This window comes from Streptomyces sp. NPDC004539, from assembly GCF_040610055.1.
Lineage (GTDB): Bacteria > Actinomycetota > Actinomycetes > Streptomycetales > Streptomycetaceae > Streptomyces.
Window position 1 is genome coordinate 1 of sequence record NZ_JBEXLS010000021.1, and the last position, 21,737, is coordinate 21,737.

Annotated in this window: 21 protein-coding genes, 1 tRNA gene and 1 pseudogene; 16 read left to right on the plus strand and 7 right to left on the minus strand. The window is 69.3% G+C overall.

Annotated elements, in window-relative coordinates; genetic code table 11:
* Positions 1-149: 149 nt before the first annotated feature.
* A tRNA-Gly gene (locus ABZX85_RS34395) sits at positions 150-220 on the minus strand.
* Between the two features lie 315 nt (positions 221-535).
* Between ABZX85_RS34395 and ABZX85_RS34400 the strand changes: the two genes are divergently transcribed.
* From ABZX85_RS34400 to ABZX85_RS34440, 9 genes and pseudogenes are all read left to right on the plus strand, one after another.
* Entirely contained in the window at positions 536-721 is a 186-nt protein-coding gene (locus tag ABZX85_RS34400) for a hypothetical protein (protein ID WP_355878009.1), read from the plus strand.
* Positions 722-800: 79 nt separating this feature from the next.
* On the plus strand, positions 801-1,376 hold the full coding sequence (dcd, locus tag ABZX85_RS34405; protein ID WP_355877563.1) for a dCTP deaminase: 576 nt from the start codon (positions 801-803) through the stop codon (positions 1,374-1,376).
* 10 nt (positions 1,377-1,386) lie between these two features.
* Positions 1,387-1,896 (plus strand): phosphoribosyltransferase, encoded by a 510-nt coding sequence (locus ABZX85_RS34410; RefSeq protein WP_355877566.1) that lies wholly within the window; start codon positions 1,387-1,389, stop codon positions 1,894-1,896.
* A gap of 266 nt (positions 1,897-2,162) precedes the next feature.
* On the plus strand, positions 2,163-2,384 hold the full coding sequence (locus ABZX85_RS34415; protein WP_355877569.1) for a hypothetical protein: 222 nt from the start codon (positions 2,163-2,165) through the stop codon (positions 2,382-2,384).
* A 1,114-nt stretch (positions 2,385-3,498) separates the two neighbouring features.
* Positions 3,499-3,702 (plus strand): cold-shock protein, encoded by a 204-nt coding sequence (locus ABZX85_RS34420; protein ID WP_355877571.1) that lies wholly within the window; start codon positions 3,499-3,501, stop codon positions 3,700-3,702.
* 174 nt (positions 3,703-3,876) lie between these two features.
* Positions 3,877-4,583: pseudogene (locus tag ABZX85_RS34425) on the plus strand (DEAD/DEAH box helicase); the annotation flags it as partial.
* Between the two features lie 295 nt (positions 4,584-4,878).
* Positions 4,879-5,142 carry a CBS domain-containing protein gene (locus ABZX85_RS34430; RefSeq protein WP_355877574.1) on the plus strand — a complete coding sequence of 88 codons (264 nt, stop codon included), beginning with the start codon at positions 4,879-4,881 and terminating at the stop codon, positions 5,140-5,142.
* 51 nt (positions 5,143-5,193) lie between these two features.
* The gene (locus ABZX85_RS34435; RefSeq protein WP_355877577.1) at positions 5,194-5,529 is read left to right on the plus strand and encodes an SCO5918 family protein; all 336 of its coding nucleotides are present in this window, start codon (positions 5,194-5,196) and stop codon (positions 5,527-5,529) included.
* A 335-nt stretch (positions 5,530-5,864) separates the two neighbouring features.
* Positions 5,865-6,215, plus strand: coding sequence for a helix-turn-helix domain-containing protein (locus ABZX85_RS34440; protein WP_355877580.1), 351 nt, complete (start codon positions 5,865-5,867; stop codon positions 6,213-6,215).
* 431 nt (positions 6,216-6,646) lie between these two features.
* Here the strand turns inward: ABZX85_RS34440 and ABZX85_RS34445 are convergent, their stop codons facing one another.
* Positions 6,647-7,729, minus strand: a complete 1,083-nt coding sequence (locus ABZX85_RS34445) for a YIP1 family protein (protein ID WP_355877583.1) — start codon at positions 7,727-7,729, stop codon at positions 6,647-6,649.
* Positions 7,730-7,934: 205 nt separating this feature from the next.
* Positions 7,935-10,217 carry a (Fe-S)-binding protein gene (locus ABZX85_RS34450; RefSeq protein WP_355877586.1) on the minus strand — a complete coding sequence of 761 codons (2,283 nt, stop codon included), beginning with the start codon at positions 10,215-10,217 and terminating at the stop codon, positions 7,935-7,937.
* 227 nt (positions 10,218-10,444) lie between these two features.
* Here ABZX85_RS34450 and ABZX85_RS34455 point away from each other — a divergent pair, with 227 nt between their 5' ends.
* The 6 genes from ABZX85_RS34455 to ABZX85_RS34480 all read left to right on the plus strand — a co-directional run bounded on the left by ABZX85_RS34455 (position 10,445) and on the right by ABZX85_RS34480 (position 17,315).
* A complete protein-coding gene (locus ABZX85_RS34455) occupies positions 10,445-11,704 on the plus strand; it encodes an undecaprenyl/decaprenyl-phosphate alpha-N-acetylglucosaminyl 1-phosphate transferase (protein ID WP_355877589.1) in 1,260 nt (419 codons plus the stop codon).
* Between the two features lie 95 nt (positions 11,705-11,799).
* Entirely contained in the window at positions 11,800-13,644 is a 1,845-nt protein-coding gene (gene dnaK, locus ABZX85_RS34460) for a molecular chaperone DnaK (protein WP_355877592.1), read from the plus strand.
* Complete coding sequence (gene grpE, locus ABZX85_RS34465; RefSeq protein WP_355877595.1) at positions 13,641-14,279, plus strand: nucleotide exchange factor GrpE; 639 nt, start codon at positions 13,641-13,643, stop codon at positions 14,277-14,279. Before dnaK ends, grpE begins: the two co-directional genes overlap by 4 nt.
* A gap of 33 nt (positions 14,280-14,312) precedes the next feature.
* The gene (dnaJ, locus tag ABZX85_RS34470) at positions 14,313-15,488 is read left to right on the plus strand and encodes a molecular chaperone DnaJ (protein WP_355877598.1); all 1,176 of its coding nucleotides are present in this window, start codon (positions 14,313-14,315) and stop codon (positions 15,486-15,488) included.
* 5 nt (positions 15,489-15,493) lie between these two features.
* Positions 15,494-15,940, plus strand: coding sequence for a helix-turn-helix domain-containing protein (locus ABZX85_RS34475; RefSeq protein ID WP_355877601.1), 447 nt, complete (start codon positions 15,494-15,496; stop codon positions 15,938-15,940).
* A gap of 271 nt (positions 15,941-16,211) precedes the next feature.
* The gene (locus ABZX85_RS34480; protein ID WP_355877603.1) at positions 16,212-17,315 is read left to right on the plus strand and encodes a substrate-binding domain-containing protein; all 1,104 of its coding nucleotides are present in this window, start codon (positions 16,212-16,214) and stop codon (positions 17,313-17,315) included.
* Between the two features lie 32 nt (positions 17,316-17,347).
* Here ABZX85_RS34480 and ABZX85_RS34485 read toward each other — a convergent pair whose 3' ends face one another.
* The gene (locus tag ABZX85_RS34485; RefSeq protein ID WP_355877606.1) at positions 17,348-17,977 is read right to left on the minus strand and encodes a hypothetical protein; all 630 of its coding nucleotides are present in this window, start codon (positions 17,975-17,977) and stop codon (positions 17,348-17,350) included.
* A gap of 419 nt (positions 17,978-18,396) precedes the next feature.
* Here ABZX85_RS34485 and ABZX85_RS34490 point away from each other — a divergent pair, with 419 nt between their 5' ends.
* Entirely contained in the window at positions 18,397-19,515 is a 1,119-nt protein-coding gene (locus ABZX85_RS34490) for a helix-turn-helix transcriptional regulator (RefSeq protein WP_355877978.1), read from the plus strand.
* Here ABZX85_RS34490 and ABZX85_RS34495 read toward each other — a convergent pair.
* The 3 genes from ABZX85_RS34495 to ABZX85_RS34505 are packed head-to-tail and all read right to left on the minus strand — an operon-like array spanning position 19,478 to position 21,566.
* Positions 19,478-20,461: a helix-turn-helix transcriptional regulator gene (locus ABZX85_RS34495; protein WP_355877608.1), complete on the minus strand. Its 984-nt coding sequence runs from the start codon at positions 20,459-20,461 to the stop codon at positions 19,478-19,480. The two genes, ABZX85_RS34490 and ABZX85_RS34495, sit on opposite strands and share 38 nt — an antisense overlap.
* On the minus strand, positions 20,458-21,441 hold the full coding sequence (locus ABZX85_RS34500) for a LuxR C-terminal-related transcriptional regulator (protein WP_355877611.1): 984 nt from the start codon (positions 21,439-21,441) through the stop codon (positions 20,458-20,460). The genes ABZX85_RS34495 and ABZX85_RS34500 overlap by 4 nt, the downstream gene beginning before the upstream one ends.
* A complete protein-coding gene (locus tag ABZX85_RS34505; RefSeq protein ID WP_355877614.1) occupies positions 21,438-21,566 on the minus strand; it encodes a hypothetical protein in 129 nt (42 codons plus the stop codon). The genes ABZX85_RS34500 and ABZX85_RS34505 overlap by 4 nt, the downstream gene beginning before the upstream one ends.
* Positions 21,567-21,737: the final 171 nt, after the last annotated feature.

Consider the following 21,737-nt stretch of genomic DNA (forward strand, 5'->3'; position numbering starts at 1 on the left):
CGAAAGATCCAGTACCGCCCCCACCTCATCGACGGATGCCTCGCCGGAACCGGACTATCCCTCACCCCAACGACATCATGAGTTCAAGCTCAGTAGCTGCAACGCAAAACAAAAAAGCCCAGGTCGCTAAACCTGAGCCATTTTAATAGAGCGGGTGACGAGAATCGAACTCGCACTCTCAGCTTGGGAAGCTGATGTTCTACCACTAAACTACACCCGCACAAAATCGGAGCGGGAAGAACCCGGCGCCCGACTGCTCCGTCACTCTACCCCATCACGAGGCGACGCCGCTGGAGGCAGGGGTGCGAGGGGCGTCTCGTAGGGCGGATCGGGCTTCGTGGAACGGGAGTTGGGGCGTACGGTGGAGGTGTGGAAGAGGGTCCGGGAAGCGCGGAGTGCCGCCTGGAGGCCCGTCCCTTTCATCCCGTAATGTGACGCCCGTCGTCACGGCATCCCCGCCAGAGGTGACGCGGTTCTTGGGGAAGGGACTCTGGACTTGATGGAACTCACCGTCGTCCGTTGTGCCGATGGGCACGTGTTCAGCACCGCTTCGTTCCCGATGCAGCAGGCCGACCGGCTCGGCCCCGGACGCCTCGTCCGATGCCCGCGCTGCGCCCGGCTACGCAGCGCGGTACCGGTCGGCGCGGTATCGGTGAGCACGGCGGCGACCGGCCCCGCATCGATCGGCGCGGCGCCGGCCGGGGTGGAGCAGACCCGGTAGCGAGCGGTACCCGGCAGTGACCCGACGCGTGGAGCCGTCCGATTGGGGCGACTCCGCGCGTCTTGCGTATCCTCGGGACGTGCTTCTCTCAGACAAGGACATCCGGGCCGAGATCGACGCCGGACGGGTACGGATCGATCCCTACGACGAATCCATGGTGCAGCCGTCCAGCATCGACGTACGACTCGACCGGTTCTTCCGGGTGTTCGAGAACCACCGTTACCCCCACATCGACCCCTCGGTCGAGCAGGGGGACCTGACGAGACTCGTAGAACCTGAGGGGGACGAGCCGTTCATCCTCCATCCGGGGGAGTTCGTCCTCGCCTCCACCTACGAGGTGATCAGCCTTCCGGACGACCTGGCCTCCCGCCTCGAGGGAAAGTCCTCCCTCGGCCGCCTCGGTCTCGTCACCCACTCCACCGCGGGTTTCATCGACCCCGGCTTCAGCGGCCACGTCACCCTCGAACTCTCCAACCTCGCCACGCTCCCCATCAAGCTGTGGCCGGGTATGAAGATCGGCCAGCTGTGCATGTTCCGCCTCAGCTCCCCCGCGGAGTTCCCCTACGGGAGCGAGCGGTACGGCTCCCGCTACCAGGGACAGCGCGGCCCGACCGCCTCCCGCTCCTTCCGTAACTTCCATCGCACCCAGGTATGAGGCGGGCGGCATGACCGAAGTACGAGAGAACCTGACGTACGACCGTTTCGGCGTCGCCGTCCGCGAGCTCGCCCAGTCCATCGCCGACGACGGGTACGAGCCGGACATCGTCCTCTCCATCGCCCGCGGCGGCGTCTTCGTGGCCGGCGGTCTCGCGTACGCGCTCGACTGCAAGAACATCCACCTGGTGAACGTCGAGTTCTACACCGGCGTGGGCACGACCCTCGAAATGCCGGTCATGCTGGCCCCCGTCCCGAACGTGATCGACTTCTCCGACAAGAAGGTCCTGATCACGGACGACGTCGCCGACACCGGCAAGACCCTCAAACTGGTCCACGACTTCTGCCTCGACACGGTCGCCGAGGTCCGCAGCGCCGTCATCTACGAGAAGTCCCACTCCCTCGTGAAGTGCGACTACGTCTGGAAGCGCACGGACGACTGGATCAACTTTCCTTGGAGCGTTCTGCCACCGGTACACAGGTCGGGCGAGGCGCCGAAGGACAACCGGGAAGCGATCTGATCCTTCTCGGGAGTGCCGGTGAGGGAAAGCGGCGTTGCGAGGCCCGCCACCACGGCCTGGGCGATGATCGCAGCCGGCTGAGTGTGGCTCTCACCTCGGAGGATCGAGTCGGGCAGGGTCCCGCAGTCGAGTCTCCGACCGCCCTGCCCGGTCTGGGAGCCCCAGAGCGGTGGCATGGGTTCCTGGCCTCTCGGACAGCGATGTCGCCCCCGGCGTATGCGGAAGGCCATACCGAACCGGATACACATGGGCGCATACTGGGGGCAATGACAAAGCCCGCCGCGCCTAAGCGCCGCCTGCCCACCAGCCCCTTCAAGAGTCCGGTCGCACCGGCCCCCAAGCACTTCGCCCTGGGCGACCAGGTATCACACGACGTGTACGGTCTCGGCCGGGTCATCGGCATCGAGGACGGGATCGCCGCGCTCGTGGATTTCGGCTCGACGCAAATGCGGATCTTGAGCCCGTACGCCAAGATGACCAGGCTGTAGGACCGCTGTGCCCGGTCACGGCACACCAGGCCCGCTCAGGGGCCTGCAACGAAAGGCAGACCTCTCATCAACCTGACGTCGCTGTTCTCCGCTCCGGAAGAGCAACCCCGCCGTTCCACCGCGGCATCGCCACCTCCGACGACAACCCCCTTCCAGGCGCCGGACTTCGGGGAAGACATGATCTCCCCGCCCGAGGACGCGCACGGGCCCGCGTCGGGCGTGCGGGCGGCAGGACCCAAGGCCGCCTAGCAGTCAGGTCCGGCAACCGGCCTCGGGCCCTCTCCGCGCTGTCGTCGGGAGTGCGGCCCGAGCCCGCACCGGTCAGGACTGTCGATTGCACATGGGTGCAGGCGAACGCCCCCACCCGCTTGACCCGGGTGAACCATTCGCCGGGTGAGCATTTCCAGCCGGCCGCCTTCACGGCGACGGCGCCGGCCGTCTTCAAAGGGCTGGGGCGGAGGCAACGCCGTACCGGGCGTGGCTCGACCGCTCCGGACGAGACGATGAGGGCAGGCGATCAGCTGATCCGACCGCCGCCGTCGAGCCGAGGCTGTCGCACCGCGGGGTGCGTGCGGATCGGCGTCGGGGGCGTCCTCGTTCTGCCGACGGTGTTCAACTTCGTGGCGGCGATCCACCAACTCGTCGGCTGAGACTCCGGGCGGGGTCTGGTTCCTGGCGCTGGAAGAGCGGCACACCGCAACCGGGTCACGCCCTGACCGTTGCAACGACGTCCTGGCCAGGCCGAGCTGCGGCGGATTGACGAGCGGCGGTCGCCCTCGATGTTGCGGTGGACGACGTGGATGGTGGGCCCGGAGGACAGGGGCGCTATGTGACCAGAGCTGTGGGACGAAGCTTGCGGCAAGGAAGGTCATGCTCGCGGCGGGCAATATCTGTTCCCGTGGAGTGAGAAATAGGCGCGGAGGGCGGAGAGTATTTCTCGATCGTCGGCAGGGTCGGAATTATTGGCCCTTCGAGGTCGATCGGACCGTGCTACTGTCGATCTCGGTTGCAGGTGTGGTTGCCAGAAGGTTCATTTCCGACGGGTTAATCAGCACGGCGACACGGATTTCACGCAGGGTGAATTCCTGAAACCGTCTCCGAAGGAGATAAAGATATGTCTACTGGCACCGTGAAGTGGTTCAACGCGGAAAAGGGCTTCGGCTTCATCGAGCAGGACGGCGGCGGCCCCGACGTCTTCGCCCACTACTCGAACATCGCCGCCCAGGGCTTCCGCGAGCTCCAGGAAGGCCAGAAGGTGTCGTTCGACATCGCGCAGGGCCAGAAGGGCCCGACGGCCGAGAACATCGTTCCCGCCTGACGCCGACACCGGCACGCATTCTTCGTGGCTGGGGCCCGCACCTTGGGGTGCGGGCCCCAGCTCGTTGTATTTCAGGGCGCACTCCCTGCCGTATCGGCTCGTTCTCACAATTCTCTGCGCCGCTCATCTGCTGCGGGAATTCCTTGATACGCGCCGCATCAAGGAAGGCTCCGTATGAACCGCACGCGCACGACCACGCGCACACGTGGCCGCTCCGAAGTTCCGCACCGGTCCAGGAGCCACGGAAACCGGCAGGCCGTACAGGGTGAGTTCGCGCCGCCGAGGACGGTCACGACCGCGCTCCCCGCTGTCGAGACGTTCGCCGAACTCGCCATGCCCGCGCGGCTGTTGGCCACGCTCGGCCACGAGGGGCCGACCGTACCGTTCCCGATCCAGGCGGCGACCTTGCCGAACTCCCTGGCGGGTCGTGACGTACACGGCCGAGGCCGTACCGGCTCGGGCAAGACCCTCGCTCTCGGCCTCGCCACGCCGGCCCGTACGGCGGGGTCGACGACCTCGACCTGGTCGTCGACGTCGATCCGCCCACCGACCACAAGGGCTACCTGCACCGCGGCGGTCGTACGGCGCGGGCCGGCGAGTCCGGCAGCGTCGTCACCCTGGTGACCCATGGCCGGCGTCGCGAGGTGAGCCGGCTGACGGCTTCGGCCGGCATCACTCCCCGGATCGCCCAGGTGCGGTCGGGCGAGGCGGAGTTGAGCCGGATCACCGGTGCCCGGGCCCCTTCCGCTGTCCCGGTCGTCATCGCCGCGCCGGAGGCGGAACGACCGTGTGGCGAGTCCTCCTCGTCCTGGGGCCGTCGGGGGCGCTGGGGCCAGGGCCGGGCCGGAGGCGAAGCGGTACCCCGCAGGGCACAGCGGCGGGCCGGCTCCGGCTCGGCTGCCCAGGGCCTGTCGTCACCTTCCCGCCCACCGCGCCGCCGTCCACCGCGTCGACGCCCTCCGGGTGGACGACGGGAACGTGACGCCAGGCACTGGCGCCCCGTTGCCCGCGTGCCCGCCCCCTGCCCGGCGAGCACGCTCTCCCACCTCACAGACCTGCCCCTTTCTCAGAGGAGACGTTTTGACGCCGACCGGGACGCAGCACGATGGAGTGGTTTCCCCCCTCAAGGCTGTGGTCGACGGCAGGGCCGCGTCCGGGCCTCGGGTCTGTGACGACATGACCGTCGAGGTGGCTCTGTCCCTCATGGCCGGTGCCCGTGTCGATCACCTCGTCCTCTGCGACGGGGACGAGCAGAGCACGGGACTGATCACCCGGGCCCGGCTCGCGGCCCTCCGCGACAGCCCCGAGTACACGGACCGGCTCCGTCTGAGGGACGTTCTCGACGAACCGCGGAGCGTTCCTGGCGAAGAGCCCTCCACGTCGTCCGGCGCTCTCGGTGAGCCGGCCCGGACCCCGAGCGTCCTCGCGCTCGCCCCCTGATCCACCTCGCCCGATAGGCCCGTCCCCCCTTTTTTTCACCTGTGAGGCGTCATGCGCTGTGTCATCGCCCGGTACTCGTCCGAGCTGACCAAGAGCGGAGTGCCGGCCTCGATGAAGGGCATCACGCCCGAGATCGTCACGAGTGAATCCGTGACCATCGGCCGTCGCCCCTACCCGGTCAAGCAAGTGGGACAGGTCATCACCCGACAGGACCGCCGCGATTTCAGCAGCGGCGAGGTCGTCCGGGCCATGACCCGCCTCGGCTTCACCTGCCACGAGCAGCCCGAGGCCGCCCCGGCACCTCGCCGGCCACGGCGACTTCTTCCACCCTCTGTCGCGGGGGCTCGGATGCCTGTGATCCCTGGGCGTCAATATCTACTCTTGTGAGAGTAGATATTGACTCCTCGTGTGGTTGCTCTTCTTCTCGTAGACATGGTCGAGATGGACCTGGCAGACATGAACTGCCGGGTAGAACGGAGGAGCAGACGCCATCAGGATCGCCCGGCCCGACACGTTCTCGGTCCGGGTGCCGCAAGACCCCGGATCGGATGGTGGTCCCCGGTCACGCAGTCGCGATCCCCGCACCCCTCCCCTTGCCGGGCCGGGAAGCGGAAACAGAAGGCCGACGCGGTACGAGGGTCGGCGGATGGTGTTGAATTCCCCTCGGGGCCCTGGTGCCGTTCGGTACCAGGGCCCCTCGACGCGTTGCACAACGAGGTGACATGGCAGCAGATAATCCGCTCGGCGATCGTCTGGACGACGACGACTACCCCGCATACACCATGGGCCGGGCCGCCGAAATGCTCGGCACCACCCCCGCCTTCCTCCGGGCCATCGGTGAGGCTCGGCTGATCACTCCGCTGCGCTCGGAGGGCGGACATCGCCGGTACTCCCGCTACCAGCTGCGGATCGCCGCCCGCGCCCGCGAGCTCGTCGACAAGGGAACCCCGATCGACGCCGCCTGCCGCATCGTCATTCTTGAGGACCAGCTGGAGGACGCCCAGCGCATCAACGCCGAGTACCGCCGTGCCGCGAGCGCGGCGTCCGACACCTCCGATCCCGGCCCGGGCTGACCTCGCGAGCGGGCCGGCTCGCCGAGGGCGTACGGCTCCGGGACGCGCCACGACGCGCACGCCCCGCCCCAGTCTTCTGTTCGGAGGAGATGCGCTAGGCAGCGCGCGGGAAGCCGGCCTGGTCGAAGGGTTCGCCGACGGAGGCGACACCGACCGTGCGGAGATCCCTGCGGTGCCGGTGTGTGGTGTGTCCGGGGTCGAGAGGCGGCGGGGAAGGTCCGCTTCCGGCACGTCGGTGCGCCGGTGCGTCCCCGTGGTGCTTCAGCCCTCCGCCCCGGCGCCCCCCGGAAACCTTCCGCCGGATCTTCCGCTCACAGCCCCGCACCGGCTCGGACGCCTGAGGCAGGAGACGGGTACGACCACGAAGGGCCCGGCGTCGCGACGACACCGGGCCCTTCGTGGTCGTACCCGTAATACCTCGGGACCGCCGCTCAGAACGTCCCCAGCTTCACGATCGACAGCAGTGCCACCAACTGGATCGCGGACGCGCCGAGCGCCTTCGGCCAAGGCAGATCGTGCGACTTGCTCACCATCAGCGTGAGCAGCGCACCCGCGGCCACCCAGGTCGCCCACCCCAACAGCTGGACGAACGACGCGTCCCCGCCGAAGAACATCGCCACGACCAACCGGGGCGCGTCCGTGAGGGACATGATCAGCATGGAGAGGCCGACGGTGGGCTGCCAGGCGCCGTCGCCGCCGAGTTGGCGGGCGAGGGTGTGGGTGACGACGCCGAGGACGAAGGAGGAGATCACCATCGCGACGGCCGTCGTCAGGACGATCGGGATCGCGTTGGCGAGGGTGGCGTCTATGGCGTCCTTGCGGGCCCCGTCGAAGCCGAAGACAGCGAGGAGGCCGTAGAGGAAGGTCACGATGAGGGCGGGGACCCACATCGTGTAGTCCCGCATGACGAGGAAGGTCTGGTTCGGGGCGGTGACGATGCCCTTCAGCAGTTCCTTCCAGGGGAGGCGGGGTCCGGCCGGACCGGCCGGCGCGGAGCCCGCGTGGTACGTCTCGCCCTGGTTGTACTGCTGGTGGTCGTCGACCGAGAACGCCTGCGTGTGCCCGGGGTTGTTCGCGGCGTACGGGTCGTACGGGGCGCCCTGCGGCTGACCGTAGCCCTGGCCCGGCCCCTGCGGATGGCCCCCGCCCGCGCCCGCGCCGAAGTACTCCGGCTCCTCCGAGCCGCCGCCTCTCCCGCCCTGGTTGCCGCCGCCCGGCCCGCCGTACGGCCGCTGCTGCGGGTACGACGGCTGCGGCGGGTACCCGGCAGGCGGGCCGCCCTGGCCGTAGGAGGGTGCACCCTGCCCGTACGTGGGGCCCTGGGCACCGTACGACGGTCCCTGGGGCGCCTGCTGCCCGTGCGGGGGGTGTTGCGGTCGCGCTTGCGGGGCGCGGTCGTCCCGGCCGCCGCGTCCGATCCTGAATCCAGCCACGCCTTCGAACGTACCTGGTCCCGGAGAGTGAGGTGGGGGAGCGGACGGATACCGGACCCCATTGCGGCCGACCTGTGACATCCCCTAGGGGAGCGGGCCCGTAGTACCCGTACGACCCCTACGGCGCGCCCCTGAGAACCCCGTACACCTCAAGTACGACAAGCCGGACGAGAGGGGCGGACACCACTCGGACGCCGTCCCCCTCCGACGCCCTCACCCCACGACGACGCCCCCCACCTCCGAAGAAGGAGGCGAGGGGCGCCCTCGTACCCGTAATACCCGCGGGCTACTTCACCGGCTCCGGCTCCGGCTCGCTCTCCGTCTCCGCGGCCCCCTCCGGGTCCACCGGCGTCTTCACCGACTCCAGCAGCAGCTGGGCGACGTCGACGACCGTGATGGACTCCTTCGCCTTGCCCTCGTTCTTCTTGCCGTTGACCGAGTCGGTCAGCATGACGAGGCAGAAGGGGCAGGCCGTCGAGACGATGTCGGGGTTCAGCGAGAGAGCCTCGTCCACGCGCTCGTTGTTGATGCGCTTGCCGATCCGCTCCTCCATCCACATCCGCGCACCACCGGCGCCGCAGCAGAAGCCGCGCTCCTTGTGCCGGTGCATCTCCTCGTTGCGCAGCCCCGGCACCTTCGCGATGATCTCGCGCGGCGGCGTGTAGATCTTGTTGTGCCGCCCCAGGTAGCAGGGGTCGTGGTACGTGATGATCCCCTCGACCGGCGTCACCGGCACCAACTTGCCCTCGTCGACGAGGAGTTGCAGCAACTGCGTGTGGTGGACGACCTCGTAGTCGCCGCCGAGCTGCGGGTACTCGTTGCCGATGGTGTTCAGGCAGTGCGGGCAGGTCGCGACGATCTTCTTCGCGGACTTCGGCTTGCGGGACTCCGGCGTGACCTTGCCGTTGTCGTCCATCTCCTCGCCGAACGCCATGTTCAGCGCCATGACGTTCTCCATGCCGAGCTCCTGGAACAGCGGCTCGTTGCCGAGGCGCCGCGCGGAGTCACCCGTGCACTTCTCGTCCCCGCCCATGATCGCGAACTTGACGCCCGCGATGTGCAGCAGCTCGGCGAACGCCTTCGTCGTCTTCTTCGCGCGGTCCTCCAGGGACCCCGCGCAGCCGACCCAGTACAGGTACTCGACCTCGGAGAGGTCCTCGATGTCCTTGCCGACGACCGGGACCTCGAAGTCCAGCTCCTTCAGCCACTCCAGGCGCTGCTTCTTGGCGAGCCCCCAGGGGTTGCCCTTCTTCTCCAGGTTCTTGAGCATCGTGCCCGCCTCGGAGGGGAAGGCCGACTCGATCATCACCTGGTAGCGCCGCATGTCGACGATGTGGTCGACGTGCTCGATGTCCACCGGGCACTGCTCGACGCATGCCCCGCAGGTGGTACAGGACCACAGGACGTCCGGGTCGATGACGCCGTTCTCCTCGGCGGTCCCGATCAACGGCCGCTCGGCCTCCGCGAGCGCGGCGGCGGGCACCCCGGCCAGCTGCTCCTCGGACGCCTTCTCCGTGCCCTCCATGTCCTTGCCGCCACCCGCGAGCAGGTACGGCGCCTTGGCGTGCGCGTGGTCGCGCAGCGACATGATCAGCAGCTTCGGCGAGAGCGGCTTGCCGGTGTTCCAGGCGGGGCACTGCGACTGGCAGCGACCGCACTCCGTGCAGGTGGAGAAGTCCAGCAGGCCCTTCCACGAGAACTGCTCGACCTGCGAGACGCCGAAGACGTCGTCGTCGCCCGGGTCGGTGAAGTCGATCGGCTCGCCGCCGGAGGTCATCGGCAGCAGCGCGCCGAGCGACGTACCGCCCTTCGCGTCGCGCTTGAACCAGATGTTCGGGAACGCGAGGAAGCGGTGCCAGGCGACGCCCATGTCGGTCTTGAGAGCTACCGTGATCATCCAGATGAAGGACGTCGCGATCTTCAGGCCGGCGAAGAAGTAGGTGAGGTTCTGGAGGGTGGAGAGGTCCATCCCCCCCAGCCACGACACCACGGGGTACGAGATGAAGAACGACGCCTCGTAGCTGTCGACGTGGTGCTGGGCGCCCTCCAGCGCGTGCAGCATGAAGATGCAGACGCCGACGATCAGGATGACCGTCTCGACGAAGTACGCCTGGCCGAAGTTCGAGCCGGCGAAGCGGGACTTGCGGCCCGGCTTGTCCGGCTTGCTGAGCTGGCGCACGACGATCAGGACGAGGATGCCGAGCACGGTCATCGTGCCGATGAACTCGACGAAGACGTTGTACGGCGCCCACTCGCCGACCACCGGCAGCAGCCAGTCGGCCTGGAAGAGCTGGCCGACGGCGTTGACGATCGTCAGCAGCAGCGAGAAGAAGCCGACGGCGACGAACCAGTGCGCGACGCCGACGACGCCCCAGCGGTTCATCCGCGTGTGGCCGAGGAACTCCCTGGCGACGGTCAGGGTGCGCTGCGCGGGCTCGTCGGTGCGGGTGCCGGCCGGCACGTCCTGGCCGAGGCGCATGAAGTTGTAGATCTGTAGCAGGGCGCGCGCGAACAGGGCCACGCCGACCACGATCAGGACCAGCGACACGATGATCGCGGCGAGTTGCATGGGGGCTCCTCGTGCCTGCGAGGGGAGGATCGGAGTTACTAAGCGGTAACTTATTCAGTCCGTCCGAGGGTACCCCGTATTCTCCGTCGCACTGTAGCGGGGTGCGGAGTGATCTGAGTCGCTGAGGCTTGCCTTAGAACGGGTGACGTGAGGGCTACGGGTATGACGGGATCGTTCCGTTCATGTCATTCGTACTTAATTGCTACATTTGTGACTAATTTAAGACCGTGCTCTATGGAATCGCCGCCGCCACCGCCGCGCTCGCGCTGGCCGCAGTCCTGGCCGCCCTGCTCCGTGTCCCCGCGCTGCGCGTGGGGCTGGTCGAGCGGCGGCAGCGGGTGCGAAGGGTGCCGTCGTCCGGGGGGCCGGCGGTGGTGGCCGCCACCTGCGGGATCGCCGTCCTCGGGGACCGCACCGGCCTCGCCCCCCTCGACCCCGGCACGGGCGCCCTCCTCGCCGCCGCCGGCGCCGTCGCCCTCCTCGGCCTCGCCGCCGACCTGTGGCGGCTGAAGACCCGCTTCCTGGTGATCGGTACGACCGTCTCGGCGTCGTTCGTGATCCCTTATGGCGATATCGGCGTCCTGGGGGGCGTCGTTTCGGTCGCCTGGGTCGTTTTCGTCGCCCTCGCCTTCCGGAGCCTCGATCACGCGGACGGCGTCGCCGGGACGGCCGGTGTCGTCACCGCCTTCGGCGCCGGAGCGTGCGCCGCCGCCGAGGTGCTGGACGGGCCGGCCGCCCTGCTCAGCGTCCTCGCCGCGGCCCTGACGGGGTTCCTGATGCACAACTGGCCGCACGCGCGCGTGGGGCTCGGTACGTGCGGCGCGCTGTTCACCGGGTTCCTGCCGGCCGCCGTCGCCGTCCAGGCGTGCGCGGGACGCGAACCGCTCGCCGGCGCGGGCGTGCTGCTCGCCCTGACGGCCGTGGCGGCCCTGGACGTCGTCCTCGTGGCCCTCTCGCGCGCACGCGCCGGACGGCCGCTGCTGCGGACCGCGCCGGACCACCTCGCGCACCGGTTGCGCCGCCTCGGGATCACCGCGCAGGGGAGTGTCGTCCTGATCGGCGCCGGGGTCTTCGCGGGCGTCCTGGTGGGCGTGCTCGTCCACATGGGGTGGACGGGTGGGGCCGCGTCGGTGTGGGTGGCGGCCGGTGCGGTGGTGGCCGTCCTGGGGCTGCTGCGCGTGCGCGTGTACGGGGCGCCGGGGCGGCCGGCGCCGGCCGTGAAGGTGCGTGCGGGGCGGAGCGGGGAGAGGGTGGGAAACCGGGCACCCGGCCCGCGGCGGCTCGGGCGCGCTTCCGGCTCGCGGCGCCTCACCCTCGTAAGCCGTCTCGTCGTACGGCGTCTCGGGGGCGTGCGCCGTCTCGGGCTGGGGAGTGTGGGGCGCAAGGGGGCTCAGGTTGTTGGTGTCACCCCTGGGGCACGTGTTCAGGGGCCTCGGAGGGGGGAGTCCTCGCAGGTCAGGGGTGACATGCGTGTAAGGAACGGATAAGAGTTGAGCCTTGGTGGCTCAGCTCTGTTGACTCGGCTGGGCGGGTGATGCACACTTGAGCCTGTTCCACTCAAGTCAGCTGGAGGAAGATCACCATGGCACGTGCGGTCGGCATCGACCTGGGCACGACTAACTCCGTCGTCAGCGTTCTTGAAGGCGGCGAGCCCACCGTCATCACCAACGCAGAGGGCGCCAGGACCACGCCGTCCGTCGTCGCCTTCGCGAAGAACGGCGAGGTGCTCGTCGGCGAGGTGGCCAAGCGTCAGGCCGTCACCAACGTGGACCGGACCATCCGCTCCGTGAAGCGCCACATGGGCACGGACTGGAAGATCCAGCTGGACGGGAAGGACTTCAACCCGCAGCAGATCTCCGCGTTCATCCTCCAGAAGCTGAAGCGCGACGCCGAGGCGTACCTGGGCGAGAAGGTGACCGACGCGGTCATCACCGTCCCCGCGTACTTCAACGACTCGGAGCGCCAGGCGACGAAGGAGGCCGGCGAGATCGCGGGCCTGAACGTCCTGCGCATCGTCAACGAGCCGACGGCCGCCGCCCTCGCGTACGGCCTCGACAAGGACGAGCAGGTCATCCTGGTCTTCGACCTCGGTGGCGGCACGTTCGACGTCTCGCTGCTGGAGATCGGCGACGGCGTCGTCGAGGTGAAGGCCACCAACGGCGACAACCACCTCGGTGGTGACGACTGGGACCAGCGCGTCGTCGACTACCTGGTCCAGCAGTTCAAGTCGGGCCACGGCGTGGACCTCGGCAAGGACAAGATGGCCCTCCAGCGCCTGCGCGAGGCCGCCGAGAAGGCGAAGATCGAGCTGTCGTCGTCCTCCGAGACGTCGATCAACCTGCCGTACATCACGGCCTCCGCCGAGGGCCCCCTGCACCTCGACGAGAAGCTGACCCGCGCGCAGTTCCAGCAGCTCACCGCGGACCTCCTGGAGCGCTGCAAGGCGCCCTTCAACAACGTCATCAAGGACGCCGGCATCTCCCTCAGCGAGATCGACCACGTCGTCCTGGTCGGCGGTTCGACCCGGATGCCCGCCGTCGCGGAGCTCGTCAAGGAGCTGACCGGCGGCCGTGAGGCCAACAAGGGCGTCAACCCGGACGAGGTCGTCGCGATCGGCGCCTCCCTCCAGGCCGGTGTCCTCAAGGGCGAGGTCAAGGACGTCCTGCTGCTCGACGTCACCCCGCTGTCCCTCGGTATCGAGACCAAGGGCGGCATCATGACGAAGCTCATCGAGCGCAACACGACGATCCCGACCAAGCGCTCCGAGATCTTCACCACCGCCGAGGACAACCAGCCCTCCGTGCAGATCCAGGTCTACCAGGGCGAGCGCGAGATCGCGGCGTACAACAAGAAGCTCGGGATGTTCGAGCTGACCGGCCTGCCGCCCGCCCCGCGCGGTGTCCCGCAGATCGAGGTCTCCTTCGACATCGACGCCAACGGCATCATGCACGTGACCGCGAAGGACCTCGGCACGGGCAAGGAGCAGAAGATGACCGTCACCGGCGGCTCCTCGCTGCCGAAGGACGAGGTCGACCGCATGCGCCAGGAGGCCGAGCAGTACGCGGACGAGGACCACAAGCGCCGCGAGGCCGCCGAGGCCCGCAACCAGGGCGAGCAGCTCGTCTACCAGACCGAGAAGTTCCTCAAGGACAACGAGGACAAGGTCCCCGGCGAGATCAAGACCGAGGTCGAGGACGCGCTCGTCGAGCTGAAGGAGAAGCTCAAGGGCGAGGACACGGCCGAGATCCGCACCGCCACCGAGAAGGTCGCCGCCGTCTCCCAGAAGCTCGGCCAGGCCATGTACGCGGACGCGCAGGCGGCCCAGGGCGCGGCGGGTGCCGAGGGCGCGGCCGGTCCCAAGGCCGACGACGACGTCGTGGACGCCGAGATCGTCGACGACGAGAAGCCCAAGGGTGGTGCCGCGTGACGGAGGAGACCCCGGGTTTCGAGGAGAAGCCCGACGTCCCCTCCGGCGCCCCTGAAGACGCCGAGCCGACGGCCGCCGCCCCCAAGGAGGAGGCGGCCCCGGCCGGGGACGCGAACCAGACCGCCGGTCTGGTGGCCCAGCTGGACCAGGTGCGCACCGCCCTCGGCGAGCGCACCGCCGACCTCCAGCGCCTCCAGGCCGAGTACCAGAACTACCGCCGCCGGGTCGAGCGGGACCGCATCGCGGTCAAGGAGATCGCCGTCGCGAACCTCCTGACCGAACTGCTGCCGATCCTCGACGACATCGGCCGCGCGCGGGAGCACGGCGAACTGCTCGGCGGATTCAAGTCCGTCGCGGAGTCGCTGGAGACGACAGCCGCCAAGATGGGGCTGACGCAGTTCGGCAAGGAGGGCGAGCCCTTCGACCCGACGATCCACGAAGCGCTGATGCACTCGTACGCGCCGGACGTCACGGAGACGACGTGCGTGGCGATTCTCCAGCCGGGGTATCGGATCGGCGAGCGGACCATCCGCCCCGCGCGGGTGGCCGTCGCCGAACCGCAGCCCGGCGCACAGACCGTCAAGGCCGAGGACGAGGCCGGCGACGAGAAGGACAACGGCCCTGAGGAGGGCTGACGCAGCCGACGAGCGGAAGGGGGCACGTCGAGGATGAGCACCAAGGACTTCATCGAGAAGGACTTCTACAAGGTCCTCGGCGTCCCCAAGGACGCCACCGAGGCCGAGATCAAGAAGGCGTACCGCAAGCTCGCCCGCGAGTTCCACCCGGACGCCAACAAGGGCAACGCCAAGGCGGAGGAGCGCTTCAAGGAGATCTCCGAGGCGAACGACATCCTCGGCGACCCCAAGAAGCGCAAGGAGTACGACGAGGCGCGCGCTCTCTTCGGCAACGGCGGCTTCCGTCCGGGGCCCGGCGCGGGCGGCGGCTCGTTCAACTTCGACCTCGGCGACCTCTTCGGGGGCGGCGGCCAGGGCGGTGCCCAGGGCGGCTTCGGCGGCGGCATCGGGGACGTCTTCGGGGGCCTGTTCAACCGGGGCGGTACGACCGCCGGGCGCACCCAGCCCCGGCGCGGCCAGGACATCGACACCGAGGTGACCCTCAGCTTCACCGAGGCCATCGAGGGGGCGACCGTCCCGCTGCGCATGACCTCACAGGCCGCCTGCAAGACGTGCTCCGGCACCGGCGACAAGAACGGCACGCCGCGCGTGTGCCCGACCTGCGTCGGCACCGGGCAGGTCGCGCGCGGCTCGGGCGGCGGCTTCTCGCTCACCGACCCGTGCCCCGACTGCAAGGGGCGCGGCCTGATCGCCGAGCAGCCCTGCGAGGACTGCCACGGCAGCGGCCGGGCCAAGTCCTCGCGGACGATGCAGGTCCGCATCCCCGCAGGGGTGACGGACGGGCAGCGCATCCGGCTGCGCGGCAAGGGCGGCCCCGGCGAGCGGGGCGGCGCGGCGGGCGACCTCTACGTCGTCGTCCACGTCGGAAGTCACCCCGTCTTCGGGCGCAAGGACGACAATCTGACGGTGACCGTGCCGGTCACGTTCTCGGAGGCGGCGCTCGGCGGCGAGATCAAGGTGCCCACCCTGGGCGGGCCCGCGCTGACGCTCAAGCTGCCGCCGGGCACGCCCAACGGGCGCACGATGCGTGCGCGCGGGAAGGGCGCGGTCCGCAAGGACGGCACCCGCGGGGACCTTCTGGTCACCGTCGAGGTGAGTGTCCCGAAGGACGTGACGGGGAAGGCTCGTGACGCACTGGAGGCGTATCGCGAGGCGACCGCGGGCGAGGACCCGCGGGCGGAGCTGTTCGAGGCCGCGAAGGGAGCATGAGAGTGATGGACGGCCGCCGGCGCAACCCGTACGAACTGACCGAGGAGACCCCGGTCTACGTCATTTCGGTGGCGGCCCAGCTCTCCGGTCTGCATCCGCAGACCCTGCGGCAGTACGACCGTCTCGGCCTGGTCTCCCCGGACCGCACGGCCGGGCGGGGCCGCCGCTACTCGGCCCGCGACATCGAACTGCTGCGTGCCGTGCAGCAGTTGTCGCAGGACGAGGGCATCAACCTGGCAGGTATCAAGCGGATCATCGAGCTGGAGAACCAGGTCGCCGCGCTCCAGTCCCGGGTGACGGAGCTGGAGTCGGCGCTGGACGGCGCGGCGGCGGCGATGCAGCAGCGCGAGGCCGCGGTGCACGCGTCGTACCGGCGGGATCTGGTGCCGTACCAGGAGGTGCAGCAGACCAGTGCGTTGGTGGTCTGGCGGCCGAAGAAGCCGAAGGACTGAAATTCTTCCCAAGTGGGGCGAATGCCTTCGAAGGGCTCGGAGTTCATGACTCCGGGCCCTTTCGGGCTTCTCAAGTGGCGGGTGTGTGAAGGGTGTTGGAGATGCCGGGGAGTCGTCTCCATGTGTTGTCGTTGCTTGAGCGCAGTGTGATGTTGCTATCTCGTTAAGTGATTCTTCTTGACTCTGTGGGAGCGGGCCGCGTTGGCTTTCAGACACCTGGGTCCAAGAAGTCGTACCCATGTCCGGAACGCCACCTGAAGTGAGCCCCCGCATGCGTCGTATCGCCATATCCGTCGTCGCCTCCACGATGACCCTCTCGCTCGCCGGATGCGGGATGCTCAACGCGACGGGAGACACGGCCGACGCCACCCCGACGAAGGGCAACGACCTCACCGTGGGCGTGCTCATGCCGGAGAAGACCAACACCCGGTACGAGCAGTTCGACTATCCGATCATCAAGGAGAAGATCGCCGAGCTCACGAACAAGCAGGGCAAGACGGTCTACCAGAACGCGGCGGCCAAGGCGGCGACGCAGGTCCAGCAGATGGAGAAGATGATCAGCGACAAGGTGGACCTGATCCTCCTCGACGCGGTCGACTCCAAGGGCATCGCGGACACCGTGCAGAAGGCCAAGGACGCGGGGATTCCGGTCATCGCCTACGACCGGCTCGCCGAGGGGCCGATCGACGCGTACGTCTCCTTCGACAACGAGCTGGTCGGGCAGGTGCAGGGGCGCACGCTCGTCGAGGCGATCAACGACGCCAGCACCGCCGACAAGATCGTGATGATCAACGGCTCGCCGACCGACCCCAACGCGGGGCAGTTCAAGGCGGGCGCGCTGGGCGAGATCGACGGGCGGGTGACCATCGCGGCCACCTACGACACCGACGAGTGGAGCCCGACTCTCGCGCAGTCCGAGATGGAGCAGGCGATCGAGAAGATCGGCAAGAACAACATCGCGGGGGTGTACTCGGCGAACGACGCGATGGCCGGGGGCGCGCTGAAGGCGCTGGAGAACGCCGGGGTCACGAATCTGCCGCCGGTCACCGGGCAGGACGCGGAGCTGCCGGCCGTGCAGCGGATCATCAGCGGCAAGCAGTACATGACCGTCTACAAGCCGTACCCCGAGATGGCCGCCGCCGCCGCGGAGATGGCCGTCGCCAAGATCCAGGGGAAGGACATCAAGTTCGACTCCCTGACGCGGGACCGGGTGGACAGCCCGACGAACAAGAAGATCCCGGCGCAGCTGGTGACGGTGGTCGCGGTGACCAAGGACAAGGTGAAGTCGACGGTCGTGGCGGACGGGATCTACACGGTGGCGCAGATCTGCACGGCGAAGTTCGAGTCGGCTTGTGCGGCGGTCGGCCTCAAGTAGTCGGCCTCAAGTAGTCGGTCTCGAGTAGGGGGTCACCAGCCCATCAAGGGCTTCATCGGGATCACCAGCCCGTCCGGCGCGTGTGCCGCCGGTGTCGTCGCCATCCAGCCCGCCGGGTCGCGGTCGCCCATGACGCGCAGGCCGGTGACCTTCGCGTCGCGCGGGACGTCGTACCAGAGCTCCACCTCGATGAGGGAGTGGCCGCCGATCGAGACGGACTCGTGCTGGCGGCGGACGGCCATGGCGAAGCTGTCGGGGCGGGCGGCGCGGCCGGTCACGCCCTCCAGGCGCTGGTCCTTCACGACGTAGGTGTGGAAGTCGGCGCTGGGGTTGTCCACGCGGAGCCGGGCGGAGCAGAACTGGCCGTCGGGCTCCGCGTCGCTGTGGGTGCCGCTGACGCCGGTGAGGCCGCAGCGCAGGGAGAGGACGGTGAAGACGAGGTGGCCGTCCTGGTGGGGGCGGGAGGGGGGCTGGGTGGTGGCGCCGGGGGTGGTGGTGACGTCGGGGGTGGAGCCTGTGTCGCAGCTGGTGGTGAGGAGGAGGGGGAGGGGAGTGAGGAGGGCGAGGAGGAGGCGTACGGGGCCGGGGCTTGGTCGTACGGGTCGTACGGGTCGTACGGGTTGGGTCAGGCGGGGTGGTTTCCGTGCGTCTCGGTTCGCCATACCGGGGATTGTGGGGGGTTACGGCGGGGGTGGGGAGGGGTGCGGAGGGTTGAGCCGGGGTTCTTTCCGGCGCCGGAGGTACTACGGCGGGAGGGGCCGGAGGTACTAGGGCCGGAGGGGGCCGGGGGTACTACGGGTCGTACGGGTTCCCTCGCGGCGTGGTGGACCCGGCCGGACGGGGAGCGTCCGGCCGGGTCTCCCGGGCGAGCGGCAGCCCGGGTGGAGCGGTTCCACGATGCCTTGAGTGGGTACGGTGCACCACCGTCAGCTTGTTGCAGTGCGAGGGGCGGAGGCGGGTCGAAACGGCCGTATACCGGGGGATTTCAGGTCGTGTGAGCGGGGGCGCCGTGTTGCGGAGCCGGGCGGACGCCCCGCATAGTTGCGCTGCGGAAGAGCAAACTGCGGGGGTGGGATGGACGATGACCGGGCACGGGACGGAGGACCATCCCCACGGTGCCGACCGACTGTGCGAGGCCGGTGACCGCGTCTACTCCCGCGCCGTGCGCCGCGGCCGTATCCCGCGCGCCGACGCCGAACAGGCGGCCTGCCTCCTCGAACTCGCCCTGCTGCACCCCGATCCCGACGACATGGACTGGCTCGTCCCCACGGCGCCGCAGGAGGTCATGACCCGCCTGCTGCACGGCCTGTACGACGAGGTCAGCGCGAGCCGGCGACGGATGGGCGCGGCGGTCGCCGCCTTCGAGTGGTACGCCGGACTCGGCGGCCCCGTCAGCGTCTCCGGCGAGGGCATGGCACTGCGCGTGCTGGACGGGGCCTCCCGTATCCAGGCGGCGCTGGACGAGGCGACCGACGCCTGCACGACCGAGGTGCTGACCGTCCAGCCCGGCGGCATCCGGCGCGAGCACGAGCTCTCCGAGGGACTGCATCGCGCGATGTCCCTGCGGGCGAGGGGAGTTCGGATGCGCGACCTCTACAACCACGTCGCCCGGCACGGCCAGGGGCTGCTGACCTACCTCGACCTGATGGGGGACGCGGTCGAGGCGCGCACCCTCGACGAGGTCACCGACCGGCTGATGGTCTTCGACCGCGCCGTCGCCTTCATCCCCGCGAACCCCGACCGCACGATGGCACTCGAACTCCGCCACCCCGCGCTCATCACCTACCTCGTCACCGTCTTCGAACGCCTCTGGCGCCTCGCGATCCCCCTCACCGCGCCCATCCCCGCCCCCGCCCTCGAAGGCGTCTCCCACCGGGAGCAGTCCATCGCCGCGCTCCTCGCCGAGGGGCACCAGGACGCCGTCATCGCCGAGCGGTTGGGCATCAGCGTCCGCACCTGCCGCGCCCATATCGCCCGCCTCTCCGAGACGCTGGGGGCGGCCAGCCGTACCCAACTCGGCGTGCGGATCGCGCAGGTGGGGCTGGTCGGGGGCGGGGAGGCGTACGAGGGGGGCGAGTCGTACCGGGGTGGCGAGGCGGGTGGGGACGGCGGGGCGCGTGGCGGTGGGGCGCGCGGGGACGGCGGGGCGCGTGGCGGCGGGGTCACTCTTCCCGGTCAAGGATTCCCGACCGGCCTATGAGGTAGCCGAGTTGGGCCCTGCTGTCGCTGCCGAGAGTCGCCGCGAGCTTGGCGATGTGCTCGCGGGCGGTGCGGACGTTGAGGCCGAGGCGGTCGGCGATGACGGCGTCGGTGTGGCCCTCCACGAGGAGGGCGGCGATGGCGCGTTGGCGGGGGGTGACGCCGTTCAGGGCGGGGCGGGGAGTGACGGGTCTGGGGTGCATGGGGGTGGCGAGGCGCCAGAGCCGGTCGAACGTCGTCACGAAGTGCTTGACCAGCGCGGGGTGGCGGATCTCCAGGGCGAGCCGGCCGTCGTCGCCCGCGGGGATGAAGGCGACGGCACGGTCCACGACCACGAGGCGGTCGGTGACCTCGTCCAGGGACCGGCACTCCACGTCGCCCTTGAGCTGTTCCGTGTAGCCGAGGACGCCCAGGGAGTGGCGCTGGGTGTGCTGGTAGAGGGTGCGGATACGGCCGCCGTGGTCGAGGAGTGCCTGGTCGCGCGGCATGGCGGCGGCTCGCGCGCGTTCGATGCGCCCGCTGCTGTACGGGATGTGCGGCTGGATGCTGAGCAGTTCGAGGGAGGCGCTCAGGAGGGCCTCGTCCAGGGCCTGGTTGATGCGTTCGGTGCCGCTGAGGACGCGGAGCGCGGGGCTGTCGTACGTCAGGTCCGGCGGGACGTCGATCCGCAGCAACGGCTCGAAGGAGTCGACCAGTTCGGCCTCGCGGCGACGCTCGTCCGCGATGCGGTCCTCGGCGGAGCGCAGCAGGCGGTGCAGCGCGACCGTCGGGGCGACCGGCTCAAGTCGGCCCAGATCATGGGGAGTCGGGTGCAGTAACCCGAACCGGACCAGGCAAGGTGCCGGCCCGGCATCCGCCGCCGCGAGCCAACCGGCATGCAGCGCACGTCCGTACAACTCCCTGCCCGCCTCACACAGCCTCTCCGCACCGTGCTCCTGATGGTTCACCGGTCTTTTCCTTCCCCGTCCAGGATGCCGGATCGGGCTATGAGATAGCCGAGTTGGGCTCGGCTGTCGCTGCCGAGGGTGGTGGCGAGTTTGGCGATGTGGACTCGAGCGGTGCGGATGTTCATGCCGAGGCGGTCGGCTATGACGGCGTCGGTGTGGCCTTCGACGAGGAGAGCGGCGATGGCGCGCTGGCGGGGTGTGACGCCGCTGAGGGGGGTGTGGTGGACCGCCTGGGGGTGCATGGGGGTGGCGAGGCGCCAGAGGCGGTCGAAGGTGGTGGTGAAGTAGCTGACGAGGGCCGGGTTGCGGACTTCCAGGGCTAGGGTGCGGTCCTTGCCGGCGGGGACGAAGGCGACCTTGCGGTCGATGAGGATCAGGCGGTCGGTGACCTCGTCGAGGGTGCGGGCCTCGACGTCGCCCCTCAACTGCTCGTAACGGGCCAGGGTTTCGGGTATGTGGCGCTGGGTGTGCTGGTACAGCGTGCGGATACGGCCGCCCCGGTCCAGCAGGGCCTGGTCGCGGTCCAGGGCCACGCTGACCGTCCTGGGGTGGCGGTTGGGGGAGGGCTGGACGGTGAGGAGTTCACCGGACACGGCCGCCATCGCCGCGGAGATGGCGGAGTTGATCCGGTCCAGGCCGCTGAGCAGGTGGATGCCGGACGTGTCCGTGCTCCCGTTGTCCGGCATGACGAGTGTGAGAAGCGGCTCGAAGCTCTCCGCCAACCGCGTGCTCTGTCTGCGGCGTTCGGCGATGTCGTCGTCTGCTGTGCGCTGGAGGCGGGACAGGGCGACGGCGGGGGGTACCGGTCTCAGCCGGCGTACGTCCTCCAAGTCCGGTTGCAACAGGCCCGCTTCGATCAGGCAGGGCAGTGACTCCGCCTCATCCGCGGCGACTTGCTCCTCACGCAGCGCGCGGGTGTACAGCTCCAGGCCCGCCTCGCACAGCTCCTCCACTCCATGGGGTGGGTGGGGCACCGTCATGTGTCGGCTTCCTTCTGCTTCAGGATTCCGGTCCCGCCGGTGAGGTGGCCGAGTCGGGCACGGCCGGCGCTGCCGGGGGCCGCTGTGGGTCTCGCCGTGCGCTCGCGGGTGGTCCGGAGGTTCATGCCGGGACGTTCCGCGATCGCGGTGTCCGTGCGGCCTTCCGCCAGGAGTGCGGCGATGGTCCGTCGGCAGGGCGTGACACCGTCGTACGAAGGCTGTCGGGCGGCCTCGGGGTGCGGAGGGGTGGCCGGCCGCCACAGTCGGTCGAACGCTGTCGCCAGGTGGGCGACCTT

Excerpts from the sequence above, each read along its gene's own strand:
- dnaJ (WP_355877598.1), top strand. The coding sequence starts at position 14,313 with ATGAGCACCAAGGACTTCATCGAGAAGGACTTCTACAAGGTCCTCGGC.
- ABZX85_RS34450 (WP_355877586.1), bottom strand. The coding sequence starts at position 10,217 with ATGCAACTCGCCGCGATCATCGTGTCGCTGGTCCTGATCGTGGTCGGC.
- ABZX85_RS34480 (WP_355877603.1), top strand. The coding sequence starts at position 16,212 with ATGCGTCGTATCGCCATATCCGTCGTCGCCTCCACGATGACCCTCTCG.
- ABZX85_RS34475 (WP_355877601.1), top strand. The coding sequence starts at position 15,494 with ATGGACGGCCGCCGGCGCAACCCGTACGAACTGACCGAGGAGACCCCG.
- ABZX85_RS34505 (WP_355877614.1), bottom strand. The coding sequence starts at position 21,566 with ATGAACCTCCGGACCACCCGCGAGCGCACGGCGAGACCCACAGCGGCC.
- ABZX85_RS34500 (WP_355877611.1), bottom strand. The coding sequence starts at position 21,441 with ATGACGGTGCCCCACCCACCCCATGGAGTGGAGGAGCTGTGCGAGGCG.
- ABZX85_RS34445 (WP_355877583.1), bottom strand. The coding sequence starts at position 7,729 with ATGTCACAGGTCGGCCGCAATGGGGTCCGGTATCCGTCCGCTCCCCCA.
- ABZX85_RS34490 (WP_355877978.1), top strand. The coding sequence starts at position 18,397 with ATGACCGGGCACGGGACGGAGGACCATCCCCACGGTGCCGACCGACTG.
- ABZX85_RS34435 (WP_355877577.1), top strand. The coding sequence starts at position 5,194 with ATGCGCTGTGTCATCGCCCGGTACTCGTCCGAGCTGACCAAGAGCGGA.
- ABZX85_RS34485 (WP_355877606.1), bottom strand. The coding sequence starts at position 17,977 with ATGGCGAACCGAGACGCACGGAAACCACCCCGCCTGACCCAACCCGTA.
- ABZX85_RS34440 (WP_355877580.1), top strand. The coding sequence starts at position 5,865 with ATGGCAGCAGATAATCCGCTCGGCGATCGTCTGGACGACGACGACTAC.
- ABZX85_RS34420 (WP_355877571.1), top strand. The coding sequence starts at position 3,499 with ATGTCTACTGGCACCGTGAAGTGGTTCAACGCGGAAAAGGGCTTCGGC.
- ABZX85_RS34410 (WP_355877566.1), top strand. The coding sequence starts at position 1,387 with ATGACCGAAGTACGAGAGAACCTGACGTACGACCGTTTCGGCGTCGCC.
- ABZX85_RS34430 (WP_355877574.1), top strand. The coding sequence starts at position 4,879 with ATGACCGTCGAGGTGGCTCTGTCCCTCATGGCCGGTGCCCGTGTCGAT.
- dnaK (WP_355877592.1), top strand. The coding sequence starts at position 11,800 with ATGGCACGTGCGGTCGGCATCGACCTGGGCACGACTAACTCCGTCGTC.
- ABZX85_RS34415 (WP_355877569.1), top strand. The coding sequence starts at position 2,163 with ATGACAAAGCCCGCCGCGCCTAAGCGCCGCCTGCCCACCAGCCCCTTC.